The following is a 20,331-nucleotide window of genomic DNA, read 5'->3' as shown; positions in this document are numbered from 1 at the left end:
TCGGAAAGCCGCAGTCTCACCGCGCCAGCGGCAACCGCATATCGAAGCGCGCCCCGCCGCCCGCTTCGTTCGTCGCTTCGATCCGCCCGCCATGCGCATGCACCACGGCCTGCGACAGCGCCAGCCCCAATCCAAGCCCCGGCGTCTTCTCGTCCGACCGCGCCGTGGCACCGCGATAGAAGCGCTCGAACAGATGCGGCAGTTCGTCTCCGCGAATGCCCGGCCCACTGTCCGCCACACTCAGGACGGCTTCATTCGCCTCCACGTCCGCACGCAGGCTCACGCGCACCGTGGTGCTCGCCGGCGAAAACTTGAGCGCGTTGTCAAGCAGATTGGCCAGCGCGAGGCTCGCCGCGCCGCGCGCCACCCGTGCAGCCACGGGCGGCGCAGGCTCCAATGAAATCTCCAGCCGTCGCTCGCGCGCCATCGGCTCCAGCCGGCGCACGGCCTCTTCCGCCAGCACGTTCAGCGACACCGTCTCGGCCGCGTCGCGCTCCTGGCCCGCGTCGAGCCGGGCCAGCACCAGCAGCTCTTCGACCAGCAGCGTGAGCGATTCGACTTCTTCGAGCGAGGAATGCAGCGTCTCCACATAGGCCGCCGGTTCGCGCGGCCTGCGCAAAGCGAGTTCAAGCTCGGTGCGCAACCGCGACAGCGGCGAGCGCAGCTCGTGCGACGCATCCGCCGTGAATCGCCGCTGCGCCTCCATGCCCTGCTCGATGCGCGCCAGCATGGCGTTGAGCGTGTCGACCAGCCGGCCGATCTCGTCGTTCGTTCCGGGGTGCGGCAGCCTCTCGCCCAGGTTCGCGTCGCCGATGCGGTGCGCCTGCTGCACCACGTCGTCGATGGCACCGAAGGCGCGCCGGGTGATCAGCGCGCCCGCCGCACCCAGCGCCAGCAGCAGCGCGCCGCCGAGGATCAGGAACAGCACGCTGGCCATCGCCACCGTGCGGTTCACGTCGTCCAGCGAGCCGGCCACCTGCACTGCCAACAAGGAAGAGCCGCGCCCCGGCACGGGCACCGAGACCATGCGCGTCGGTTCCTCGCCGAATCCGTCGAGTGTTTCGAACACGGTCTCGCCCGCCGCGAGCCGCTCGCGCAGCGCGGGCGGAATGGGCAGTTGCGCCTCGCCGAGGTTGCTGCTGCGCGCCAGCACGCGGCCCTCGGCGTCGACGATCTGCACCAGCCGGTCGAGCCGCACGAACGACGGCGCGCCGGGGCCGGGCGGGGCCTCGTGCACGATCACGGTGTCGCCCTCGCCGGCGGACAGCAGCATGCCCATTTCGGTCTCGGCCAGCGCGAGCAGCGCGGCATCGAGCTCGCGGTGCACGTTGCGCGCGAACACGAGGTAGGAGCCGAAGGCGGCGATCGCCATCACCACCACGATCACGCTGACGTGCGCCAGCGCCAGCCGCTTGCGGAAACTAAGCATGCCCAACCACGCCGTCATCGGCCAGCGCCAGCCTGAAGCCGCGCCCGCGCACGGTCTGTATCAACGGCGCGGCCGGCGGCGCGTCGACCTTGCGGCGCAGGTTGCTGATGTGCACGTCGATGAGGTTGTCGATGGCGATCAGGTCGTCCTTCCACACCTGCTCGGCCAGGCGCGACCGGCTCACCACCTCGCCGGCATGGCGCAGCAATATCTGCAGGATCGCGAACTCCTTGTGCGTCAGGTCCAGCACCATGCCGCCGCGCAGCACGCGCTGGCTCTGCGGGTCGAGGCTCAGGTCGGCCAGCGCGAGCACCACAGGCCGCATGATCTCGGAGCGACGCAGCAAGGCGCGCACGCGGGCCAGCAGCTCGTCGAAGGCAAAGGGCTTGGTCAGGTAGTCGTCGGCGCCGGTGTTGAGGCCGGCCACGCGGTCGCTCAGCGCGTCGCGGGCGGTGAGCATGAGCACGGGCGTCTTGCAGCCGCGCTGGCGCAGGTCGCGGCACAGCGTGAGGCCGTCCTTACCGGGCAGCATCCAGTCGAGCACGATCAGGTCGTAGGCGACGACGAAGGCTTCTTCGTCGCCCTCCTCCGCCGTGTGCACGACGTCGACGACAAAGCCCTCTTCCTGCAGGCCGCGGGCCAGCAGCCGGGCGGCCTTGCGGTCGTCTTCGATCAACAGAATTCTCATGGCGCGAATCATGCCCCGGCTTCCTGACTGCAGGCCGCAGGGGTGCGCAAGGGCCAATCCTTAAGACATCTTCAGGATTTCTTGAGAACTTCTTAAGTCGCCCTTTCGTACCCTCGCCGAGAGGAGACGGGAGCGGATCGAGGGCATGGGGAAGGCACCCCGTGCGCAGCGCGCCCGTCCTCGCAACGGACGCATTGCGACGATGAAGATGAAAAAGAAATCCCTGTACCAGATGACGCCGGCACGCATCGTGTTCGGCGTACTGACCTGCGCGGCGCTGTGCGTCGACTCCTTCGACAACACCGCCCATGCCGCCACCGCCGCGGCCGCCGCGCCCGCGCCGATGCTCGTGCGCCAGGGCAACCGCCTGAGCGTGCCCGCCGGCTCGCCGCTGCGCGAGCGCCTGCTGGTCGCCACGGTCGGCCAGGACACCCTGCCGCACGAAGTGAGCCTGCCCGCCACGGTGGAGGCCAACCCGGCCGGCACCGTCAACATTCTTCCCCCGCTGACCGGCAAGCTGCTCGAACTGAAGGTGCGCCTGGGCGACACGGTCAAGCGCGGCCAGGTGCTCGCCACGATGGCCTCGCCCGATCTCGCGCAGGCCGTGGCCGACGCGCAGAAGGCCCGCGACGCGCTCGACCTGGCGCAGCGCGCGCTGGTGCGGGCACGCGGCGTGAACGAAGCCGGCTCCAACGCCGCGAAAGACGTGGAGGCGGCCCAGAGCAGCGTCGCGCAACAGACGGCAGAGCTGCACCGCAGCGAAACGCGCCTGCGCAGCCTGGGCGCTGAAGGCAGCGGCGGGCAAGCCGGCCAGGTGCTGAAGATCGTCGCGCCCATGGCCGGCACGGTCACGGCGCTGAATGCCGCCGCGGGCGCCAACCTGAACGACGCCAATGCGGCGCTGATGACGGTGTCGAACCTCGACTCGGTCTGGGTCACGGTCAACGTGCCCGAGAACGTCGTGGGTGCGGTCACCCCGGGGCAGAACGCGGTCATCACGCTGGCGGCCTATCCGGGCCGCAGCTTCAGCGGCAAGGTCGGCTTCGTGAGCGCGGTGCTCGACGCCGACACGCGCCGCGCCCGCGCGCGCATCGTGTTCGCCAACTCCGAGGGCATCTTCAAGCCCAACATGTACGCGACGGCCGTGCTGGGCGTGCCGCAGGGCGCGCAGCCGCAGGTGCCGGCCTCGGCGCTCTTGATGAACAACGACAGCGTGAGCGTGTTCGTCGAGGCCGAGCCCTGGACCTTCGTGCGGCGCATGGTCGAACTGGGCCGCGAGGACGGCGACAAGGTCCGCATCCGCAGCGGCCTGGCCGTGGGCGAGCGCGTGGTGGTGCGTGGTGGTGTGCTGCTGAATGATTAATCTCATCATCACCCAGTTCTTTCGCCGCAGGCACCTGGCCTGGGCGATGTCGGTGGCGCTGGTTCTGTTCGGCGCCTGGTCGTGGACGCAGATGACGGTCGAGGCCTACCCCGATCTCGGCGACGTGACCGTGCAGGTAACGACGCAGGTCAACGGCCTGGCCGCCGAGGAAATCGAGCAGCAGATCACCACGCCGCTGGAACGCGCGCTGAGCAACACGCCGGGGCTGGCCTCGATCCGCTCGAGCAGCACCTTCGGGCTGTCGCTCATCAACCTGAGCTTCAAGGATGGCACCGACGACTACTTCGCGCGCCAGCGCGTGACCGAGCGCATCGGGCAGGTCAGCCTGCCTTCGGGCGCTCAGCCGGGCCTGGGCCCCGTTGCGGGGCCGGCCGGCGAGATCTACCGCTACACGCTCGAATCGGACACGAAGAACCTGATGGAGCTGTCGGAGCTGCAGCGCTGGAAGGTGATTCCCGCGCTCAAGCAGGTGGCGGGCGTGGTGGACATCAACAACTTCGGCGGCTTCACGCGCGAATTTCAGCTCGAGCTCGATCCGGCGCGCCTGCAGAAGTACGGGCTGGTGCTGAACGACGTGGTCACAGCCATCAACAACAACAGCGCCAACGCGGGCGGCGGGCGCATCGCGCGGGGCGACCAGAGCTACGTGGTGCGCGGCATCGGCCAGATCCACACGCTGGACGACCTGGGCACCGTGGTTGTGGCGCAGAACGGCGGCTCGCCTGTGCTGGTGCGCGACCTGGGGCGGCTGCAGTTCGGCCACCAGGAGCGCGGCGGCATCCTCGGCAAGGACACCAACCCGGACACCATCGAGGGCATCGTGCTGATGCTCAAGTACGAGAACCCGTCTCGCGTGCTCGAAGGCGTGCACGCCAAGATCGACGAACTGCAGGCCGAGCTCGCGCCCATGGGCGTGAAGATCGTGCCCTACATCGACCGCGACGACCTGGTGAAGCTCACCGTCGACAAGGTGACGCACACGGTGCTCGAAGGCATGGCGCTGGTGTGCTTCGTGCTCATTCTTTTCCTGGGCAGCCCGCGCAGCGCGGTGGTTGCTGCCGTGGCCATTCCGATGTCGCTGGTCACGGTGTTCATCGTGATGCACTTCACCCGCATGCCGGCCAACCTGTTCTCGCTGGGCGCGATCGACTTCGGCATCATCGTGGACGGGGCCATCGTGGTGATGGAAGCGATATTGCGGCGGCGCGAGGAAGAACCCGAAGCCACGCTCACCGAGGGAAACATCCTCGAAACCGTAAGCCATGTGTCGGGGCCGATCTTCTTCGCCACGCTGATCATCATCACCGCGTACTTTCCGCTGTTCGCCTTCGAGCGGGCCGAGGGCAAGCTGTTCAAGCCGATGGCCTTCACGGTGGGTTACGCGCTGGTGGGCGCCCTGCTCTGCGCGCTGACGCTCATTCCCAGCCTGGCCTACGTGGCGCTGCGCAAGCCGAGCAAGCCCTTCGTCAACAAGCCGCTGGAGTGGCTCACGCGCGCATACCGTCGCGTGCTGGCGAAGCTGCTGGACGTGCCCGCCATCGCCTACGGCCTGAGCGCGCTGGCGCTGGCCGCGGTGATGGTGCTGGGCGCCACGGCCGGACGCGAGTTCTTGCCAGACATCGACGAAGGCGCGCTGTGGCTGCAGGTGCAGCTGCCATCGGGCCTGTCGCTCGACAAGGCCAGCGAGATGGCCACCGAACTGCGGCATGTGCTGCTCGAATACCCGGAGGTGTCGTACGTGGTGACACAGCTGGGCCGCAACGACGACGGCACCGACCCCTGGACACCTTCGCACATGGAGGTGCCCGTGGGCCTCAAGCCCTACAGCGAATGGCCGGCCGGGGTGAACAAGGCCGCCTTCGTGCGCACGCTGACCGAGCGCTTCGCGCGCATGCCGGGCTTCGACGTGGGTATCAGCCAACCGATCATCGACGGCGTGAACGATTCGGTGGGCGGCGCGCACAGCCCGCTGGTGCTGCGCATCTACGGCGACGACCTGAAGGAAAGCCGGCGCATCGGCAACCAGATCGTCGATCTGCTGGAGACGGTGCGCGGCACGGCCTCGGCCTCGCTGTTCCAGGAGCCACCGATTCCGCAGGTGGTGATCGAGCTGAACCGCGAGGCGGCGGCGCGCTTCGGCGTCAACGCGAACGACGTGGCCAGCCTGATCCAGACCGGCATCGGCGGCGCGCCGGTGATCACGGTGTATGCGGAGAACCGCACCTACAACGTGGCAGTGAAGATGCCCAAGAGCGCCAAAGGCAACACCGAGGCCATCGGCGCGTTGCTGCTGAACAGCTCCAGCGGCGCGAAGGTGCCGCTGTCGCAGGTGGCCGACATCCGGCTGCAGACCGGCGAAAGCACCATCTCGCACGAGATGAACGAGCGGCAGATCACCGTGCGAGTGGACAACCGCGACCGCGACCTGGCTTCGTATCTCGATGAGGCACGGGCGCGCATCGCGAAGGAAGTGAAGTTCGACCCGGCCAAATTCAGGCTGCAATGGGCCGGCCAGTTCGAGAACCAGCAGCGCGCGCAGGCCCGCCTGGGCGTGTCGCTGGCCATCGTGGTCTGCATCATGGCGGTGCTGCTGTTCTTCCAGTTCGGCAAGATCCGGCAGGTGGCGCTGATCCTCGGCGTGGTGCCCATGGCCACGCTGGGCGGCCTGATCGCGGTGCACGTGGCGGGCGAAACGCTCAACGTGGCCACTGCCGTGGGCTTCATCGCGCTGTTCGGCGTGTCCATACAGAACGGGATCATCATGGTCGCGAACTTCCGGCGCGTGCGCGGCGAAGGGCTTGCCCTGCAAGCCTCGGTGCTCGAAGGCGCGGCCGAGCGGTTGCGCCCGGTGCTGATGACGGCCACGGTGGCATCGGTCGGCATGCTGCCGGCAGCGCTGGCCACCGGCGTGGGCACCGACGTGCAGCGCGGGCTGGCAACGGTGGTGGTCGGCGGGCTGGTGGTGTCGACGCTGCTCACGCTGTTCATCCTGCCGACGCTGTATTTCGCGATGGAGCGCGTTTTCGAGCGCAAGGGCTGGGGCACGCGCTCGCGCCGCGACCGTTAGGAAGGCTGGAGACACAACACATGAAGAAGACAACAAGCCTTGCGGCGCCCGTGGCGGCCGGCATCGTGCTGCTGCTGGGTGGCTGCGCGGTCGGGCCAGACTATGTGCGACCGCCGCTGAACCTGCCCACGCAGTACACAGCCTCGCCACCCACCAGCAAGGAGGCCGAAGGCGTGCCACTGGCGCACCTGTCGCCCGAGCTCGACGTGCCGGCGCAGTGGTGGCAAGCCTTTCGCTCCGAGCCGCTGAACGCGCTGGTAACGCAGAGCCTGGCGGGCAACCCGACCATCGAGGCCGCAGATGCCGCCCTGCGCGCGGCGCAGGAGAACGAAGCCGCCGATCGCGCCGCGTTCTGGCCCAGCGTGGCGCTGGGCTACTCGCCCACTCGGCAGCGCGTGGCCAGCGCGGTCGCGAGTCCGGTTTCTTCCAACGCGAACCTGTACACGCTGCACACCGCACAGGTAACGGTGTCGTACACGCCCGACGCGTTCGGCGCCACGCGCCGGCAGGTCGAGGGCTCGCAGGCGCAGACCGAGCTGCAGCGCTTCCAGAGCCTGGCCGCGAAGCTCACGCTGAGCAGCAACGTGGTGGCCGCCGCGATCACCGAAGCCTCTCTCCGCGCGCAGCAAGGCGCCACGCTGGAAATCGTCGCGGGGCAGAAAGAATTGCTGCAGGCCTATCGCAAGCAGCAGGCGCTGGGACAGGTGGCGCTGGCCGACGTCGATGCGCAAGAAGCCTCGCTGGCCGCAACCGAGGCCACGCTGCCGCCGCTCGACAAGCAACTCGCGCAGCAGCGCAACCTGCTGGCCACGCTGGCAGGCCGCTACCCGAGCGAAGGCGTGGCGGCGCATTTCGATCTCGATGCCCTGCAACTGCCTGCGGAGCTGCCGCTGACCTTGCCGTCCAGCCTGGTCGAGCACCGGCCTGACGTGCGTGCGGCCGAGGCGCAGCTGCAGGCGGCCAGCGCCGCCATCGGCGTAGCGGTCGCCGCGCGGCTGCCGAACGTGACGCTGGGCGTGAATTCGTATGGTTCGTCGGCCTACACGCTGTCGGAGCTGTTCAAGTCGTCATCGCTGTTCTGGACCGTCGCGGCCAGCGTGACCCAGCCCATCTTCGATGGCGGCGCGCTGAAGCACCGCGAAGCTGCCGCGCGGGCTTCGTTCGACCAGGCGGCCGCGCAGTACCGAGCGACGGTGCTCGCCGCCTTCCAGGACGTCGCCAACACGCTCGAAGCCATCGACGCCGACACCCGCATGCTGCAGGCGGCCCTGAAGTCCGAGCGCACGGCCTCGCAGAGCCTGGCGCGCACGCGGGCGCAGGTGCGGCTTGGTGACGCCAGCGCGTTGTCGCTGCGCATTGCGCAGCAGGCTCAGCAGCAGGCGCTGCTCAATCTCGTGCAGGCCCGCGCGCTACGGCTGACCGACGCGGCGGCCCTCTTCCAGGCGCTCGGCGGCGGCTGGTGGAATACTGCTGCTCCACCGGCGCAGTTAGCCGCCTCGTCTTCTTCCCATTCCCCCGCATCGCCATGAACATCATCCGCCACGAGATGGGCCCCCGCTTCAGCGAGATGGTGACCGTCGACCTGGGCGCCGCGCGCCTGCTCTACCTCTCCGGCCAGGTGGCCGAGAACCCGTCGCTCGACATCACCGGGCAGATGCGCGAGATCTTGCATCACATCGACGACATGCTCGCCACGCAGGGCGCAACGAAGAAAGACCTGGTCAGCGTGACGATCTACCTGCGCACCGTGGGCGACTACGCCGCGATGAACTCTGTGTGGGACGAATGGGTGCCCGCCGGCCACACGCCAGCGCGCGCCACGGTGGGGGCGAAGCTGATCGACTCGGAATACCGCGTCGAGATCCAGGCCACGGCGGCCGTCGGGCCAGTGCCATGAAAGGTATGCGTCGCATGGTCGCTCTGTGGGCATTGACGCTCGGTGGCTGCACCGCCTTCGATGCGCACTCGTTCGATCACTCGGCCGGCTGGCGGACCGCGCAGGTCGTCAGCGTGGGCCGCGCGGGCGATCTGGCCAAAACGGCCGACCATGATTGCGGCGTCGAGGGCGGTGCCGCAGCGCCCTACGCCATCGTGCGCTACCGCAACGGCGGCGTGCACACGCGTTCGATCGGCACAGGGCACTGGCCCACGGGCGCCTCGCTCAAGGTCGGCGATGAGGTGGAAGTGAACATCCTCGACTGCGCCGCGCCGCTGGCGCTTCTCGGTCAGAGCGGCAGCGTCTCGGGCACGCCGTCGCGCTGAAGCCAGCCTTCGAATTCGTCCGACAGCCGCCGTGCCTCCCGCGTGGCCCGGCCCCAGGCGGAGATGCGTGCCTGCGCGTCGTTGGCGAAGTGGATGAAGTCCTTGCGGTCGGGCAGCTTCCCGTTGGGCAGCGACCGCACCCATTCGGGGTCGGGCGCGAGCACCACCATGCGGTCGAGGAAGCCGCTGGCCTTGTGGCGCCAGCGCAGGCCCTTGTCGAGCCAGCCCGGCACCACCGCCTGCTGGAAGTGCGGATACAGCACGATGCCCTCATCGGCCGGCTGGTAGTCGAGGTGCAGGTGGTAGTCGGTGATGCCGCCGTCCCAGTAGGCACCGCGCGGCGCGCCCGGAATGTCGTGCACCGCTGCCAGCAGGAACGGGATGGAGCACGAGGCCTGCAGCACCATGTTGAAGTTGGCCTCGCTCAACGCATGCTGGCGCGTGCGGAAGTCGCGGGTGCCGAAGGGCAAGGCCGCGCCGGGCGTGGAAAACACGCAGCGCTCCAGCCATGCACCCAGGCTCTTGCGGTGCAGGCTGTTGGTGGCAAAGGCGCCCAGGTAGCCGACCGGCGTGCGCGCCCTGCCCTCGCGTCCAAGGATGTGGCGCCCGCGCGATGTCACCACGTGCAGGCGATAGCGCGGATGGCTCAGCACTTCGCCGATGCGCCCGCCGTAGAAGGATTCGAGGCTTTCGGCGAAACGCTCGCTGAGCTGGCTCGGGCTGAGCCGCTTCTGCCCCGGCGGCACTTCGAACTGCTGGTGCACGTAGTCGTGCTCGAAGCGTTCGAAGGCGGCGTCAGGGTCGGCCAGGCAGGCCGTCGACAGCCGCCATGCGCCGATGGAGGCGCCCACCAGATGCACCTGCTGGCTCGACTGCGTGAGCCAGCGGCCGAAGATGAAGCGGTCGAGCGCACCGAGGATCAGCCCCTTGGGGCCGCCGGCCGCGCCGGGGATGGTGCGCACGTCCTGCGGGCGCAGGCCGTGCTGTTTGATGTGCTTGCGGGCCGCGGGGCCGGCGTAGATGCGCAGGGCTTTCATGCCTGTGTGTGCTCGAAGGGGTTGAGCACCTCGACGCCAAACCCTGCGAAATCGCTCACGTTGCGGGTCACTACGGTCAGCGCATGCTGCTTTGCCGTGGCGGCAATCATCGCGTCTTCATACAGCGTGTTCGAACTGCGATGCATCAGCTTCGCCCAGAGCCTGAAGGTTTCTGCATCCATGGGGAGAACGTTGTAGGAAGCTGCAACCAATGCGGCCCATTGCTCGATCTCGCCGGCCTTGGCGGCGTCTTGCTCGCGTGTGAGTTCGATGCCGGCCTGGATCTCTCCTAGCGTCACCGCCGAGAGATGAAGATCGCTGTCCACAATGGGCGTGAGCCACGCGACGACCGCGCCGTGCGGACGAGGCCTGCGGAGTTCGGAAATGACGTTCGTGTCCAGCAGATACATACCGGCCTCAGCGCATTGGCGTGATGCGGCGCCTGCGTGCGGCACCCCGCTGCGGAACCAGGAATTCGGTGCGTGCTTCCGTCGAGAGCAGCAGGTCCTTGAGCGATGGCTTTGCCGTGGCGTGCAAGCGCCGCCATTCAGCTGCAGGAACAAGCACGGCCACCTCGGCTCCACGCTTCGTCACCATTTGCGGCCCTTCGACGAGAGAGGCCTCGAGAAACTCACTGAAACGCGCCTTGGCGTCCTGCACAGGCCAGGTTTTCATTGCAACCACCCATCAAACTAGTTATCTGACTAGTTTAACAGGTGAGGAATCCGCTTACTTGCGCAGGCCCTGCAGCTTTGCAAAAGCGCTGGCCATCTGCCCCGCCGGCTGCGGCGAGTTGTCGCGCCGGCCTTGTTGTTGCTGGCCGCGCCCCGCTCCTTCGAAGCGGTTGTCGCGCGGGCCGTCGCGGCGCGCGGGCGCCGCATCGAGCTTCATCGACAGGCCAATGCGCTTGCGCGCCACATCCACTTCCATCACCTTGACCTTGACGATGTCGCCGGTCTTGACGACTTCGCGTGCGTCGTTGACGAACTTGTGGCTCAGCTGGCTCACGTGGACCAGGCCGTCCTGGTGCACGCCGAGGTCGACGAAAGCGCCGAACTGGGCCACGTTGCTCACGGTACCCTCGAGGATCATGCCCTCGACCAGGTCCTTGATGTCGTCCACGCCGTCGTTGAAGCGCGCCACCTTGAAGTCGGGGCGCGGGTCGCGGCCCGGCTTTTCAAGTTCGCCCAGGATGTCCTTGACCGTGATGACGCCGAACTTCTCGTTGGCGAACAGCTCAGGCTTCAGCGTCTTGAGCATGTCGGCGCGGCCCATCAGCTCGGCGATGGGCTTGCCGGTCTTCACGATGATCTGCTCGACCAGCGGATAGGTTTCGGGGTGCACGCCGGTGATGTCCAGCGGGTCGGCGCCGTCGCGGATGCGCAGGAAGCCCGCGCTCTGCTCGAAGGCCTTGGGGCCGAAGCCGGTCACGTCTAGCAGCTGCTTGCGGGTGGAAAACGCGCCGTTGGCTTCGCGCCAGCGCACCACAGCCTTGGCCACGCTGGCCGACAGGCCCGAAACGCGGCTGAGCAGCGGCACGCTCGCGGTATTCAGGTCGACGCCCACCGAGTTCACGCAGTCTTCGACCACGGCCTGCAGCGTGCGCGCGAGTTCGCTCTGGTTCACGTCGTGCTGGTACTGGCCCACGCCAATGCTCTTGGGGTCGATCTTCACGAGTTCGGCCAGTGGATCTTGCAGTCGGCGCGCAATGGAGGCGGCGCCGCGCAGGCTCACGTCCACGTCGGGCATTTCCTGCGAGGCGAATTCGCTGGCCGAGTACACGGAAGCGCCGGCTTCGCTGACGACGACCTTGTCGACCTTCATTTCGGGCGCGCCGGCTTGGGCGGCCATCTTGGCCAGCAGCTTGATGAGGTCGGCAGCCAGCTTGTCGGTTTCGCGGCTTGCTGTGCCGTTGCCGATGGCGATGAGGTTCACGCCGTGCTTGGCGCACAGCTTGCCCAGCGTGTGCAGCGAGCCTTCCCAGTCCTTGCGCGGTTCGTGGGGGAACACAGTGGCGGTTTCGACCAGCTTGCCGGTGGAGTCGACCACGGCCACCTTCACGCCGGTGCGGATGCCCGGGTCCAGGCCCATCACGACGCGCGGGCCGGCGGGCGCGGCCAGCAGCAGGTCGCGCAGGTTGTCGGCGAACACCTTGATGGCGACCTTCTCGGCGTCTTCGCGCAGGCGGGTGAACAGGTCGCGCTCGGTCGACAACGCCAGCTTGACGCGCCAGGTCCAGGCCACGCACTTGCGGATCAGGTCGTCCGACGGACGAGCCGCATGGCTCCAGCCCAGGTGCAGCGCGATGCGGCCTTCGGCGATGCTGGGCTTGCCCGGTTCGGGCTCCACGGGCAGCACCAGCTTGGCGTCGAGGATGTCGAGCGCGCGGCCGCGGAACACGGCCAGCGCACGGTGCGAGGGCACGCGGCCGATGGGCTCGTCGTACTCGAAGTAGTCGCGGAACTTGGCGATGTCGGCGTTGTTTTCGTCCTTGCCGGCCATCAGGCTGGACTTGAGCAGACCCTCGGCCCAGAGCCATTCGCGCAGGCCCTGCACCAGTGCAGCGTCTTCGGCCCAGCGCTCGGAAAGAATGTCGCGCACGCCGTCGAGAACGAGCGGTACGGTGGAGAAATCGGGGCCCGGCTTGCCGTCGTCCAGCGTGGTGGCGGGCTGCAGGAAGGCCTTGGCTTCGACGGCCGGGTCGAGCGTCGGGTCGGCCAGCAGCTTGTCGGCCAGCGGCTCGATGCCGAATTCGCGGGCGATCTGGCCCTTGGTGCGGCGCTTTTGCTTGAACGGCAGGTACAGGTCTTCGAGTTCCTGCTTGGTCGGCGCGAATTCGATCGCGGCGCGCAGTTCGGGGGTCAGCTTGCCCTGCTCGTCGATGGCCTTGAGCACCGCCACGCGGCGGTCTTCGAGTTCGCGCAGGTAGGAAAGACGCGCTTCCAGTTCACGCAGCTGGGTGTCGTCGAGGCCGTCGGTGGCTTCCTTGCGGTAGCGGGCGATGAATGGAACCGTGGCGCCTCCGTCGAGCAGTTCGACGGCGGCCTTCACCTGGTTCTCGCCGACCTTGATTTCGGCGGCGAGCTGGCGAATGATTTTCTGCATGTCTTGAGCGCGTCCCTGGCAAAGCGCGGGAGTTTGCCATAGGCGCGGATGGCGTCCGTCCGGGCGGCCCGGCGGGCGTGTTACAGCATGCTTTCCGCTTCGGCCCGGGTGCCGGCTGGCGCCTGCACCTGGCTCGGGACCACCAGCAGCACGCTCAGCCCGCGCGGCGCGGCATTTTCGATTGTCAGCTCGCCGCCGATGGCGTCGGCCCGGGAGCGCATGCTGCGCAGGCCCTTGCCCGTATCGGTGGAAGACGCGCTTCGCGAACCCAGCCCGCGGCCGTCGTCGCGCACCTCCAGCATCAGCAATCCCCGGTCGCGAAGGCCCAAGCGCAGTTCGACGCGGGTCGCCTGCGCATGCCGCAGCGCATTGGACATGGCTTCCTGCGCCACCCGGCAGATCTGCATCGCGGTTTCCGGCGGCACCCAGCGGGTGTTGGCCTCACTGGCGATGTGCCATTCGAGCCCGATGCCGAGCCGGTCGAACGCGGGCTGCAGCCGGTAGCGCACGTGGGCCAGTCGCTCGACGACGGTGGCGGAAGTCTGGTCGTCGAGGTCGTCCACCGTCATCTGGAGTTCGAGCAGGCAGTCCTGCAGGGCCATCGACAGGCTGCCGGGCCCGGCGGACCGGGGGTCCTGGCTGGCCAGCAGCGCCACCAGCCGGGAGCCCACGCCGTCATGCAGATCGTTGGCGATGCGCCGTCTTTCGGCGACCACCGCCTGCGATGGTCGATGGTCTGCGGCACGGCGCCGGAAGACAAGAAAACAGACGCTCGCGATGAGCGCGGCAAGCACCGCCACGTTCAGCGCCTGCAGCGCCCAGAAGGCGAACGGCATGCCATCCGCCGTCACGCCGATGGCCGAAGTGGCCCGAATGACCTGCGCGGTCACGGGCGTCAGGTGCAGCGCACCCGCCAGGCCGGCCCACATCAGGAGCCGCCGGCGCGAGACGCGCGTGCGCAGCCACGTCAACAGCACGCACCACGAGCCGATCGACAGCCACACGAACTGGTCTTCCAGGAAGTGCGGTAAAGAAAGGGCCTGCGGCGCCAGCATGGCATGGGCTACAGAAGCCCCCGGTGGGAGGCAAAGCTCACGGCCTGCGCGCGGGTGTGGGCGTGCAGCTTGCGGTAGATGTTTTTGACGTGCGCGTTAACCGTCTGGGCGCTGATGGTGAGCTGCAGCGCGATTTCCTCGGTAACGTAGCCTGTCGCTACAAGTCGTAACACTTCGCGCTCCCGCGCGGATAACGTCGCCTTGGTGTCCGGCGGACGCACCGGATTGACGTTGGAGCGCTTGTGATCGAGGTGCACGAGCAGCCGGCGCGCCAGCCGGGGCGTGATGGCGGCACCGCCGTTCACCACCTGCAGTACGGCCTGGGCATAGCTCTGGAACCAGGCGTTCTTGACCAGGTAGCCGGAGGCGCCGAGCTCGAAGGCATGCAGCACCTGGGGTTCGTCCTCGAGCGCCGAGATGACGATGATTTCCGCCGCGCTACGGTGCCGCTTGGCCTCTTCGATGAGCTCGAATCCGCTGCCGTCGCCCAGGCGGATGTCGACCATGAGCACGTCGAACTCATGCTGCATCAGCAATCGTCGGCCTTCGCGCAGCGTGCCGGCCTGCCCTTCGAGCTGAATGCGCAGGTCGCCCAGCAATTCCTGGGCGATGACGCGACGCACGAAGGGGTCGTCGTCCACCAGCAGGACGCGCACGGGTTTGGTCTGTTGCCCGGTCAGGAAATCGGGCCACGGGAGAGTGTCGGCGGACGGCGAGAGGAGCCCGCCGAACTGGCCGGGGTTGGCGTATTGCTTACCCCCGCTGCCCACATCTGTCAATGAAATGTCGAGATCGCTTTCCATTCCAGCCCCTTTGTGACACATAGCACATCTTGTTCGTGACCAAAAGTTAATTCATTTCTACTCAAATTTTTGGTTTCAGTTTTTTTGATTACTTTGGTTGCATTTTGTTTCCATTAGTCAACAATGTCCATCGAAAGTTGTAGTTTTTCTCTCGGACATTGCATCGGGGGGCCCTCCACCCGCGGCCCCCGAAACGGTGCAAAACACACCTTTCGCCATAGCCTTGCTCTACCCAGCACTGGGCATTTTTCGCTGGTTCCTCGACGCAGAAACTGCACCTCGGTCGTGACGGAAGCATTTCAAGCAGTGCCACTGACCGCTAGCTGATGGCCGGATCGATCCGGCAATCGGGTTCGTTTCAACAACTTTCGAGGAAGCATCATGAAGAAGACACTCATCGCGATCGCAGTGGTTCTGGTTGGAAGCGTTGCCTCGGCAACCAGCACCACGGCCCTCGCCGCCACCAGTACGACGACCGGCTCTTCCAGTTCCGCCGGATCCGTTGCAGCCAGCTCGGGCACGGGCAGTGCACTGAGCTACAACGCGGCCAACTCCAGCTCGTCGGCCAGTGCCAACGCTGCAGGCGGCGCAGTCAGCTTTCCGGGTCTGCGCATCGGTGGCGCAACGGCAGGCGGCTCGGCGACCACGCAAGGCCGCGTGACCAGCGTGGCTGCAACGACAGGCAATGGCGCCGCAGCGGGCGCTGCCAATGCCTCGGCCAATGCAGGCGCGACCGCCAATGCCAACTACAGCGCGGGCGGCCCCAACTCCGTGAGCGGCAGCGCAGGCGGAACCGCTGGCTCCACGACCAACAACACGGCCGCAACGGCCGCGGGTCCTGGCGGTGGTCTGGCCGTGGTAACGCGCACCTCCGGCACGACGTCAAGCTTCAATGCCTCGTCGGGCGCCGTCAACGGCTTCGTCAACGGCACGACCACCTCGGCAACGGCGGGCTCGACCGGCGGCTCCTTCGGCGTGACCAACCTCAGCTTCGGCAATGCCGCTGGCTTCAGCAATGGTGGCGGTACCGGCGGCCTGGCTGGCTCCGGCGCAACTGCATCGGCTCCCTGAGCCGTTCTCGCACCGGTTGTTGCACTCAGAAATGGGGAGGGGCTAGCCCCTCCCCGGCTTCCAAAGGAGTTGAGAACATGAAAAAACTTATTGTCCTGACCTTGCTGGGCTTGTCCGCGGGCGCCATGGCGCAGACCACGGCGGGCGGTGCCAACAACCAGTCATCGAGCTCAGCCACCACCTCGGCCCAGGGCAACACCCAGGCCGTGAACTTCAACACCAACACCCCTGCAGATACCCGGGCGACGCTGAACCAGAACGTCAACAACACGGGCGCCACGACGAGCACCGTCGACTACCGGGGCAGCTACACGATCAAGAACGTGCCGTCGGTCAACGGCCCGAACCTGACGACGAGCAACGACACCTGCATGGGCAGCACGAGCGCAAGCGCGAACGGACCGGGCGTCGGACTCAGCTTCGGCACCACCTGGACGGACGAGCACTGCAAGCGCCTGAAGATGAGCCGCGAACTCTGGAACAAGGGCATGAAGGCAGCCTCGCTCGCCATGGACTGCATGGACCCCGCGGCCCTGGCTGCGCTGGAGATGACGGGCACGAAATGCCCGCAGTCGATGACAGCGGACGAGCGCGTGACCGCCTACGGTCCGCAGGCGTCGGCAATCGGTGCACCTGCGGCGCCGCCGCGCCCGGTGGCTGCGGCTGCGCCAATGGCGCCCGTCGCAGCGGCACCAGTGGCACCGCAACCCGTGGCGGCCGTTGCCCCTGTCGCGCCGGCTGCACCGCCCGCTCCCGCCTCGGCCCCACTACCGCTGCCACCAGCGCCCATCGCCGAAGTCACGCCCCCCGCGCAGCCGGTGGCCACGGCCCAGGACGAGCCTCCGGCGGCGGTGTCGATGCCCGTTGCCAGCGCTACGGTGACGGCAATGGATCCGGGCGAAGTGGCTGCCATCCGCGCGGCGCGGCCGGCCGGCGACGTTGCATCCGCATCGATGGCAGTCCGGCAATGACCGCGTGGAGCCTGACATGACCAGGACCGTAATCCTCTGGCTGGCGGCCTGCTGCACGGCGACAGTCGCGGCTGCAGCGGCCGCGCCCTCGCCGCCGGTGCTGCGCATCGAGCGGATGAACATGGGCAGCGGCTTGCAGAACGCACGGGGCACCGAAAACGCCGAACCGGTCGGCACCCTGGGCGTGTGGCACGTGCCGCAATACCTGCCGGGCTTTCCGACAGCCGCGACGATCTGGCCGCGCGTGATCATCCTGCAGTGCGCGAGCGACCTGTGCTCCGGCTACGAGATCACTCCCGAAATGGGACGCGGCGAATACCTCTTCTTCGTACCGGAGAAGAAATAAACAGCGCAGGCCCGCGCGGCCGGGCGGCCGCGGGCTTGCGCTGCCTTACCCTTCGCGGATGACATTCCTTGCGCGCGTCCTGCGCGTCTTGCGTGCCCTGCTCCGCGCCGTTGGCACCGCGCTCATCGTTCCCCTGCTGCTCTTCGAGGAGTGGGGCTGGGAGCCACTGGCTGCGCTGGCGGCACGGCTGTCCCGCCTTCCCTTCTGGGCCGCGCTCGAAGAACGGCTGCGCCGGCTGCCGCCCTGGGGCGCGGTGCTGGCCTTCTTCGTGCCCATGTTGCTGCTGCTTCCGGTGAAGGTGCTGGCTCTCTTTCTCTTCAGCCGCGGCCATGCAGCCACGGGCCTCACCGTGCTCGTGCTGGCCAAGCTGGCGGGCACGGCCGTCGTCGCGCGGATCTTCCAGCTGGTCGAAGGGCCGCTGATGCGCATTCCGTGGTTCGCCCGCTGGTATCCCAGGTGGAAGGCCTGGAAGGACCATGTGCTCACCATCGTTCGCCAGAGCCGCCCGTGGCGTCTGGTGCGGGCGCTGAACCGGCGCATTTCGCGGGGCTGGCGGCGGTTCAGGGAAGGTTGAGTTGGTTCATTTTTACCCGGGTATATTGCCATTTCAATTTAACCCGGGTAATATTTGATGCATGAACCTCTCTGAAGAAACCCGGCGCGCCCTCACCCGCCATTACAAGGAAACCCCGCGCCCGGCCGGCGTCTTCGTCATCCGAAACAAGCTGAGCGGCCGCGTCTATGTGGCCGGCAGCCTCGACGTCGAAGGCGCCATGAACCGCGCGCGTTTCGAGCTGAACATGCGCGCTCACCGCAACAAGGCGCTCCAGCAAGACTGGAACGCGCACGGCGCCGGCAATTTCATCTTCGAAGTGATCGACCGGATCAAGGAACGCGAAGACCCCGATTTCGATCGCAAGGCCGAACTCGACAGGCTCCTGCCGCTCTGGCAGGAAGAGCTTCAATGCTTCGGCCCGAACGGCTACAACACGGCATGAGCGCCCACGCAACGTACGGCCGCGAGATGCCGCACGCCGGAGCGCATCAGCGAGTAGATTACGCACCTCGTTTCGCTTGGCACCCCCAGGAACAAAACACCCGAATGTCATCTGACACCCCACCCACCACCCTGACCGTGTTCTTCGGCTTCCAGCGCATCGCACAGGGCAGCAAGGCCGAAGTGCTCGACCAGCTGCGCCGCCGCGACGACCCCGGGCCGTACCTTGTTTTCGACGACCAGACCGGCACGCAACTCGACCTCGACCTGCGCGAGTTGCTGCCTGAATTGCGCGATCACGAAGCCGAGCACCGCGACGATGCCCCGCGCGGCGTTGGCCGGCCCAAGCTCGGCGTGGTCGCACGCGAAGTCACGCTGCTGCCGCGCCACTGGGACTGGCTCGGACGCCAGCCCGGCGGCGCCTCGGTCGCGCTGCGCAAGCTGGTCGACGACGCCCGCCGCGTGAACGCCGAGCGCGACACCGTGCGTGCCGCACACGAGGCCACCTACCGCTTCATGACCGCCATCGCGGGCAACCTGCCCGGCTTCGAGGAAGCCACCCGCGCACTGTTCGCCGGCGAGGAGCAACGCTTCGGCAACCTGATCGAGCCCTGGCCCGCCGACGTGCGTGCCCATTTGCAGAAACTGTCGGCCGCAGGCTGGCCTCCCCAATGAGAACAACACCCGAGACAACCGGCGTCGGCAGCAGCGCCGACCCCAGCGGCCTGCAAGGCGTGCCCGTGGCGCCAGTCAATGCGCCGCGTCCGCTGTGGAAGGTCTTTCTTTTCTTCCTCGCGCCGATGTTGCTCAGCAACATCCTTCAATCGCTCTCGGGCACGCTCAACAACGTGTACGTGGGGCAGATGCTTGGCGTGGGCGCGCTGGCCGCCGTGTCGAGCTTCTTTCCGGTGATGTTCTTCTTCATCGCCTTCATCATCGGCCTGGGCGCCGGCGCTTCGGTGTTGATCGGCCAAGCCTGGGGCGCGCGCGACGTTGCCAAGGCCAAGGCCGTGGCCGGCACCACGCTCACCGTCGGCGTGCTGATGGGCCTGGTGATCGCGGTGTTCGGCGGCGCGTTCACCACGCCGATGCTGGCCGCGCTGGGCACGCCGCCCGACGTGCTGGCCGACTCCACGCGCTACGCCCGCATCATGCTGATCGCAATGCCTGGCGTCTTCGTGTTCCTGCTGGCCACCGCAATGCTGCGCGGCGTAGGCGACACCGTCACGCCGCTTCTCACGTTGGTGATCTCGACGCTCATCGGGCTGGTGGTTACCCCCGCGCTCATTCGCGGCTGGGGCGGTCTTCCGCAGCTCGGCGTGGCGAGCGGCGCGTGGGCGTCGGTGCTGTCCTTCATCGTGGCGACCACGTGGCTCGGCTTCCGGCTGCGCCAGAAAAAGAGCCCGCTCGCGCCTGACGCGGCATTCATGCGCAACCTGCGCATACAGCCGCAATTGCTGAAGGCCGTACTGCGCATCGGCGTGCCCACGGGCGTGCAGATGATCGTCGTGGCGCTGGCCGAAGTGGTGCTGCTCTCGATGGTCAACGGCTACGGCTCGAAGGCCACGGCGGCCTACGGCGCGGTGAACCAGGTGGTGGCGTACGTGCAGTTTCCGGCGATCTCCATTGCCATCACCGCGTCGATCCTCGGCGCACAGGCCATCGGTGCGGGCCGCGCCAACCGGCTCGGCGCGATCGCGAAGACGGCGCTGCTGATGAATCTGGTGCTGACCGGCGGGCTCGTGCTGCTGGGCTACCTGTTCTCGCGGCCGCTGATGGGCTTTTTCATCACCAGCGCGCCGGTGATCGAAATTGCCCAGACGCTGCTGCACATCATGCTGTGGAGCCTGGTGATCTTCGGCATGGCCGCTGCGCTGTCGGGGATCATGCGGGCCAGCGGCTCGGTGCTGGTGCCCACGCTGATTTCCATCGTCTGCATCCTCGGCGTGGAAGTGCCGGTGGCCTGGGTCATGAGCCACCGCATCGGGCTCGACGGGATCTGGATCGCCTACCCCGTGACCTTCGGCGCGATGCTGCTGCTGCAGACCGCGTACTACCAGCTGGTGTGGCGCAAGAAGGCAATCCACCGGCTGGTGTAGCCGCCACACCTTGGCCG

Annotated in this window: 20 protein-coding genes; 12 read left to right on the top strand and 8 right to left on the bottom strand. The window is 67.5% G+C overall.

The window, feature by feature from the left end:
- Nucleotides 1–16: 16 nt before the first annotated feature.
- Complete coding sequence (locus BLW48_RS06380; RefSeq protein WP_093174144.1) at nucleotides 17–1,429, bottom strand: sensor histidine kinase; 1,413 nt, start codon at nucleotides 1,427–1,429, stop codon at nucleotides 17–19.
- Entirely contained in the window at nucleotides 1,422–2,117 is a 696-nt protein-coding gene (locus BLW48_RS06375; RefSeq protein ID WP_093075196.1) for a response regulator transcription factor, read from the bottom strand. Before BLW48_RS06375 ends, BLW48_RS06380 begins: the two co-directional genes overlap by 8 nt.
- A gap of 208 nt (nucleotides 2,118–2,325) precedes the next feature.
- Between BLW48_RS06375 and BLW48_RS06370 the strand changes: the two genes are divergently transcribed.
- The 5 genes from BLW48_RS06370 to BLW48_RS06350 are packed head-to-tail and all read left to right on the top strand — an operon-like array spanning nucleotide 2,326 to nucleotide 8,830.
- Nucleotides 2,326–3,480: an efflux RND transporter periplasmic adaptor subunit gene (locus tag BLW48_RS06370; protein WP_093174142.1), complete on the top strand. Its 1,155-nt coding sequence runs from the start codon at nucleotides 2,326–2,328 to the stop codon at nucleotides 3,478–3,480.
- Entirely contained in the window at nucleotides 3,473–6,568 is a 3,096-nt protein-coding gene (locus BLW48_RS06365) for an efflux RND transporter permease subunit (protein WP_093173479.1), read from the top strand. Before BLW48_RS06370 ends, BLW48_RS06365 begins: the two co-directional genes overlap by 8 nt.
- Before the next feature lie 20 nt (nucleotides 6,569–6,588).
- On the top strand, nucleotides 6,589–8,097 hold the full coding sequence (locus BLW48_RS06360) for an efflux transporter outer membrane subunit (RefSeq protein WP_093173477.1): 1,509 nt from the start codon (nucleotides 6,589–6,591) through the stop codon (nucleotides 8,095–8,097).
- The gene (locus tag BLW48_RS06355) at nucleotides 8,094–8,465 is read left to right on the top strand and encodes a RidA family protein (protein WP_093056812.1); all 372 of its coding nucleotides are present in this window, start codon (nucleotides 8,094–8,096) and stop codon (nucleotides 8,463–8,465) included. The genes BLW48_RS06360 and BLW48_RS06355 overlap by 4 nt, the downstream gene beginning before the upstream one ends.
- 14 nt (nucleotides 8,466–8,479) lie before the next feature.
- Nucleotides 8,480–8,830 (top strand): hypothetical protein, encoded by a 351-nt coding sequence (locus tag BLW48_RS06350; protein WP_256330716.1) that lies wholly within the window; start codon nucleotides 8,480–8,482, stop codon nucleotides 8,828–8,830.
- Here BLW48_RS06350 and BLW48_RS06345 read toward each other — a convergent pair.
- The 6 genes from BLW48_RS06345 to BLW48_RS06320 form a co-directional block, all read right to left on the bottom strand.
- Nucleotides 8,794–9,867, bottom strand: coding sequence for a patatin-like phospholipase domain-containing protein (locus tag BLW48_RS06345; RefSeq protein WP_093173473.1), 1,074 nt, complete (start codon nucleotides 9,865–9,867; stop codon nucleotides 8,794–8,796). The two genes, BLW48_RS06350 and BLW48_RS06345, sit on opposite strands and share 37 nt — an antisense overlap.
- A complete protein-coding gene (locus tag BLW48_RS06340; protein WP_093074143.1) occupies nucleotides 9,864–10,277 on the bottom strand; it encodes a type II toxin-antitoxin system VapC family toxin in 414 nt (137 codons plus the stop codon). The genes BLW48_RS06345 and BLW48_RS06340 overlap by 4 nt, the downstream gene beginning before the upstream one ends.
- A gap of 7 nt (nucleotides 10,278–10,284) precedes the next feature.
- The gene (locus BLW48_RS06335; RefSeq protein ID WP_093056816.1) at nucleotides 10,285–10,542 is read right to left on the bottom strand and encodes a type II toxin-antitoxin system Phd/YefM family antitoxin; all 258 of its coding nucleotides are present in this window, start codon (nucleotides 10,540–10,542) and stop codon (nucleotides 10,285–10,287) included.
- A 54-nt stretch (nucleotides 10,543–10,596) separates the two neighbouring features.
- Nucleotides 10,597–12,972, bottom strand: coding sequence for a Tex family protein (locus tag BLW48_RS06330; protein WP_093056817.1), 2,376 nt, complete (start codon nucleotides 12,970–12,972; stop codon nucleotides 10,597–10,599).
- Between the two features lie 80 nt (nucleotides 12,973–13,052).
- Nucleotides 13,053–14,027 (bottom strand): sensor histidine kinase, encoded by a 975-nt coding sequence (locus BLW48_RS06325; RefSeq protein ID WP_093173471.1) that lies wholly within the window; start codon nucleotides 14,025–14,027, stop codon nucleotides 13,053–13,055.
- Nucleotides 14,028–14,035: 8 nt separating this feature from the next.
- A complete protein-coding gene (locus tag BLW48_RS06320) occupies nucleotides 14,036–14,830 on the bottom strand; it encodes a LuxR C-terminal-related transcriptional regulator (protein WP_093056819.1) in 795 nt (264 codons plus the stop codon).
- Between the two features lie 381 nt (nucleotides 14,831–15,211).
- On the opposite strand from BLW48_RS06320, the gene BLW48_RS06315 reads away from it, so the two are divergent.
- The 7 genes from BLW48_RS06315 to BLW48_RS06285 all read left to right on the top strand — a co-directional run bounded on the left by BLW48_RS06315 (nucleotide 15,212) and on the right by BLW48_RS06285 (nucleotide 20,314).
- Nucleotides 15,212–15,901: a hypothetical protein gene (locus BLW48_RS06315; RefSeq protein WP_093074137.1), complete on the top strand. Its 690-nt coding sequence runs from the start codon at nucleotides 15,212–15,214 to the stop codon at nucleotides 15,899–15,901.
- Nucleotides 15,902–15,978: 77 nt separating this feature from the next.
- Nucleotides 15,979–16,872: a hypothetical protein gene (locus BLW48_RS35345; protein WP_093173469.1), complete on the top strand. Its 894-nt coding sequence runs from the start codon at nucleotides 15,979–15,981 to the stop codon at nucleotides 16,870–16,872.
- Between the two features lie 16 nt (nucleotides 16,873–16,888).
- Nucleotides 16,889–17,218, top strand: a complete 330-nt coding sequence (locus BLW48_RS06305; protein WP_093056822.1) for a hypothetical protein — start codon at nucleotides 16,889–16,891, stop codon at nucleotides 17,216–17,218.
- A 58-nt stretch (nucleotides 17,219–17,276) separates the two neighbouring features.
- Nucleotides 17,277–17,792: a hypothetical protein gene (locus tag BLW48_RS06300; protein WP_093173467.1), complete on the top strand. Its 516-nt coding sequence runs from the start codon at nucleotides 17,277–17,279 to the stop codon at nucleotides 17,790–17,792.
- A 61-nt stretch (nucleotides 17,793–17,853) separates the two neighbouring features.
- Nucleotides 17,854–18,216, top strand: a complete 363-nt coding sequence (locus BLW48_RS06295; RefSeq protein WP_093173465.1) for a GIY-YIG nuclease family protein — start codon at nucleotides 17,854–17,856, stop codon at nucleotides 18,214–18,216.
- Between the two features lie 104 nt (nucleotides 18,217–18,320).
- Nucleotides 18,321–18,890 (top strand): DUF2239 family protein, encoded by a 570-nt coding sequence (locus BLW48_RS06290; RefSeq protein ID WP_093056825.1) that lies wholly within the window; start codon nucleotides 18,321–18,323, stop codon nucleotides 18,888–18,890.
- Entirely contained in the window at nucleotides 18,887–20,314 is a 1,428-nt protein-coding gene (locus BLW48_RS06285) for an MATE family efflux transporter (RefSeq protein WP_093173463.1), read from the top strand. Before BLW48_RS06290 ends, BLW48_RS06285 begins: the two co-directional genes overlap by 4 nt.
- Nucleotides 20,315–20,331 lie beyond the last annotated feature (17 nt).

This window comes from Variovorax sp. YR266, assembly GCF_900107295.1.
Classification (GTDB): Bacteria; Pseudomonadota; Gammaproteobacteria; order Burkholderiales; family Burkholderiaceae_C; genus Variovorax.
Note: the sequence above shows the minus strand (reverse complement) of the source record. Positions and strands in the feature narration are given on the sequence as shown.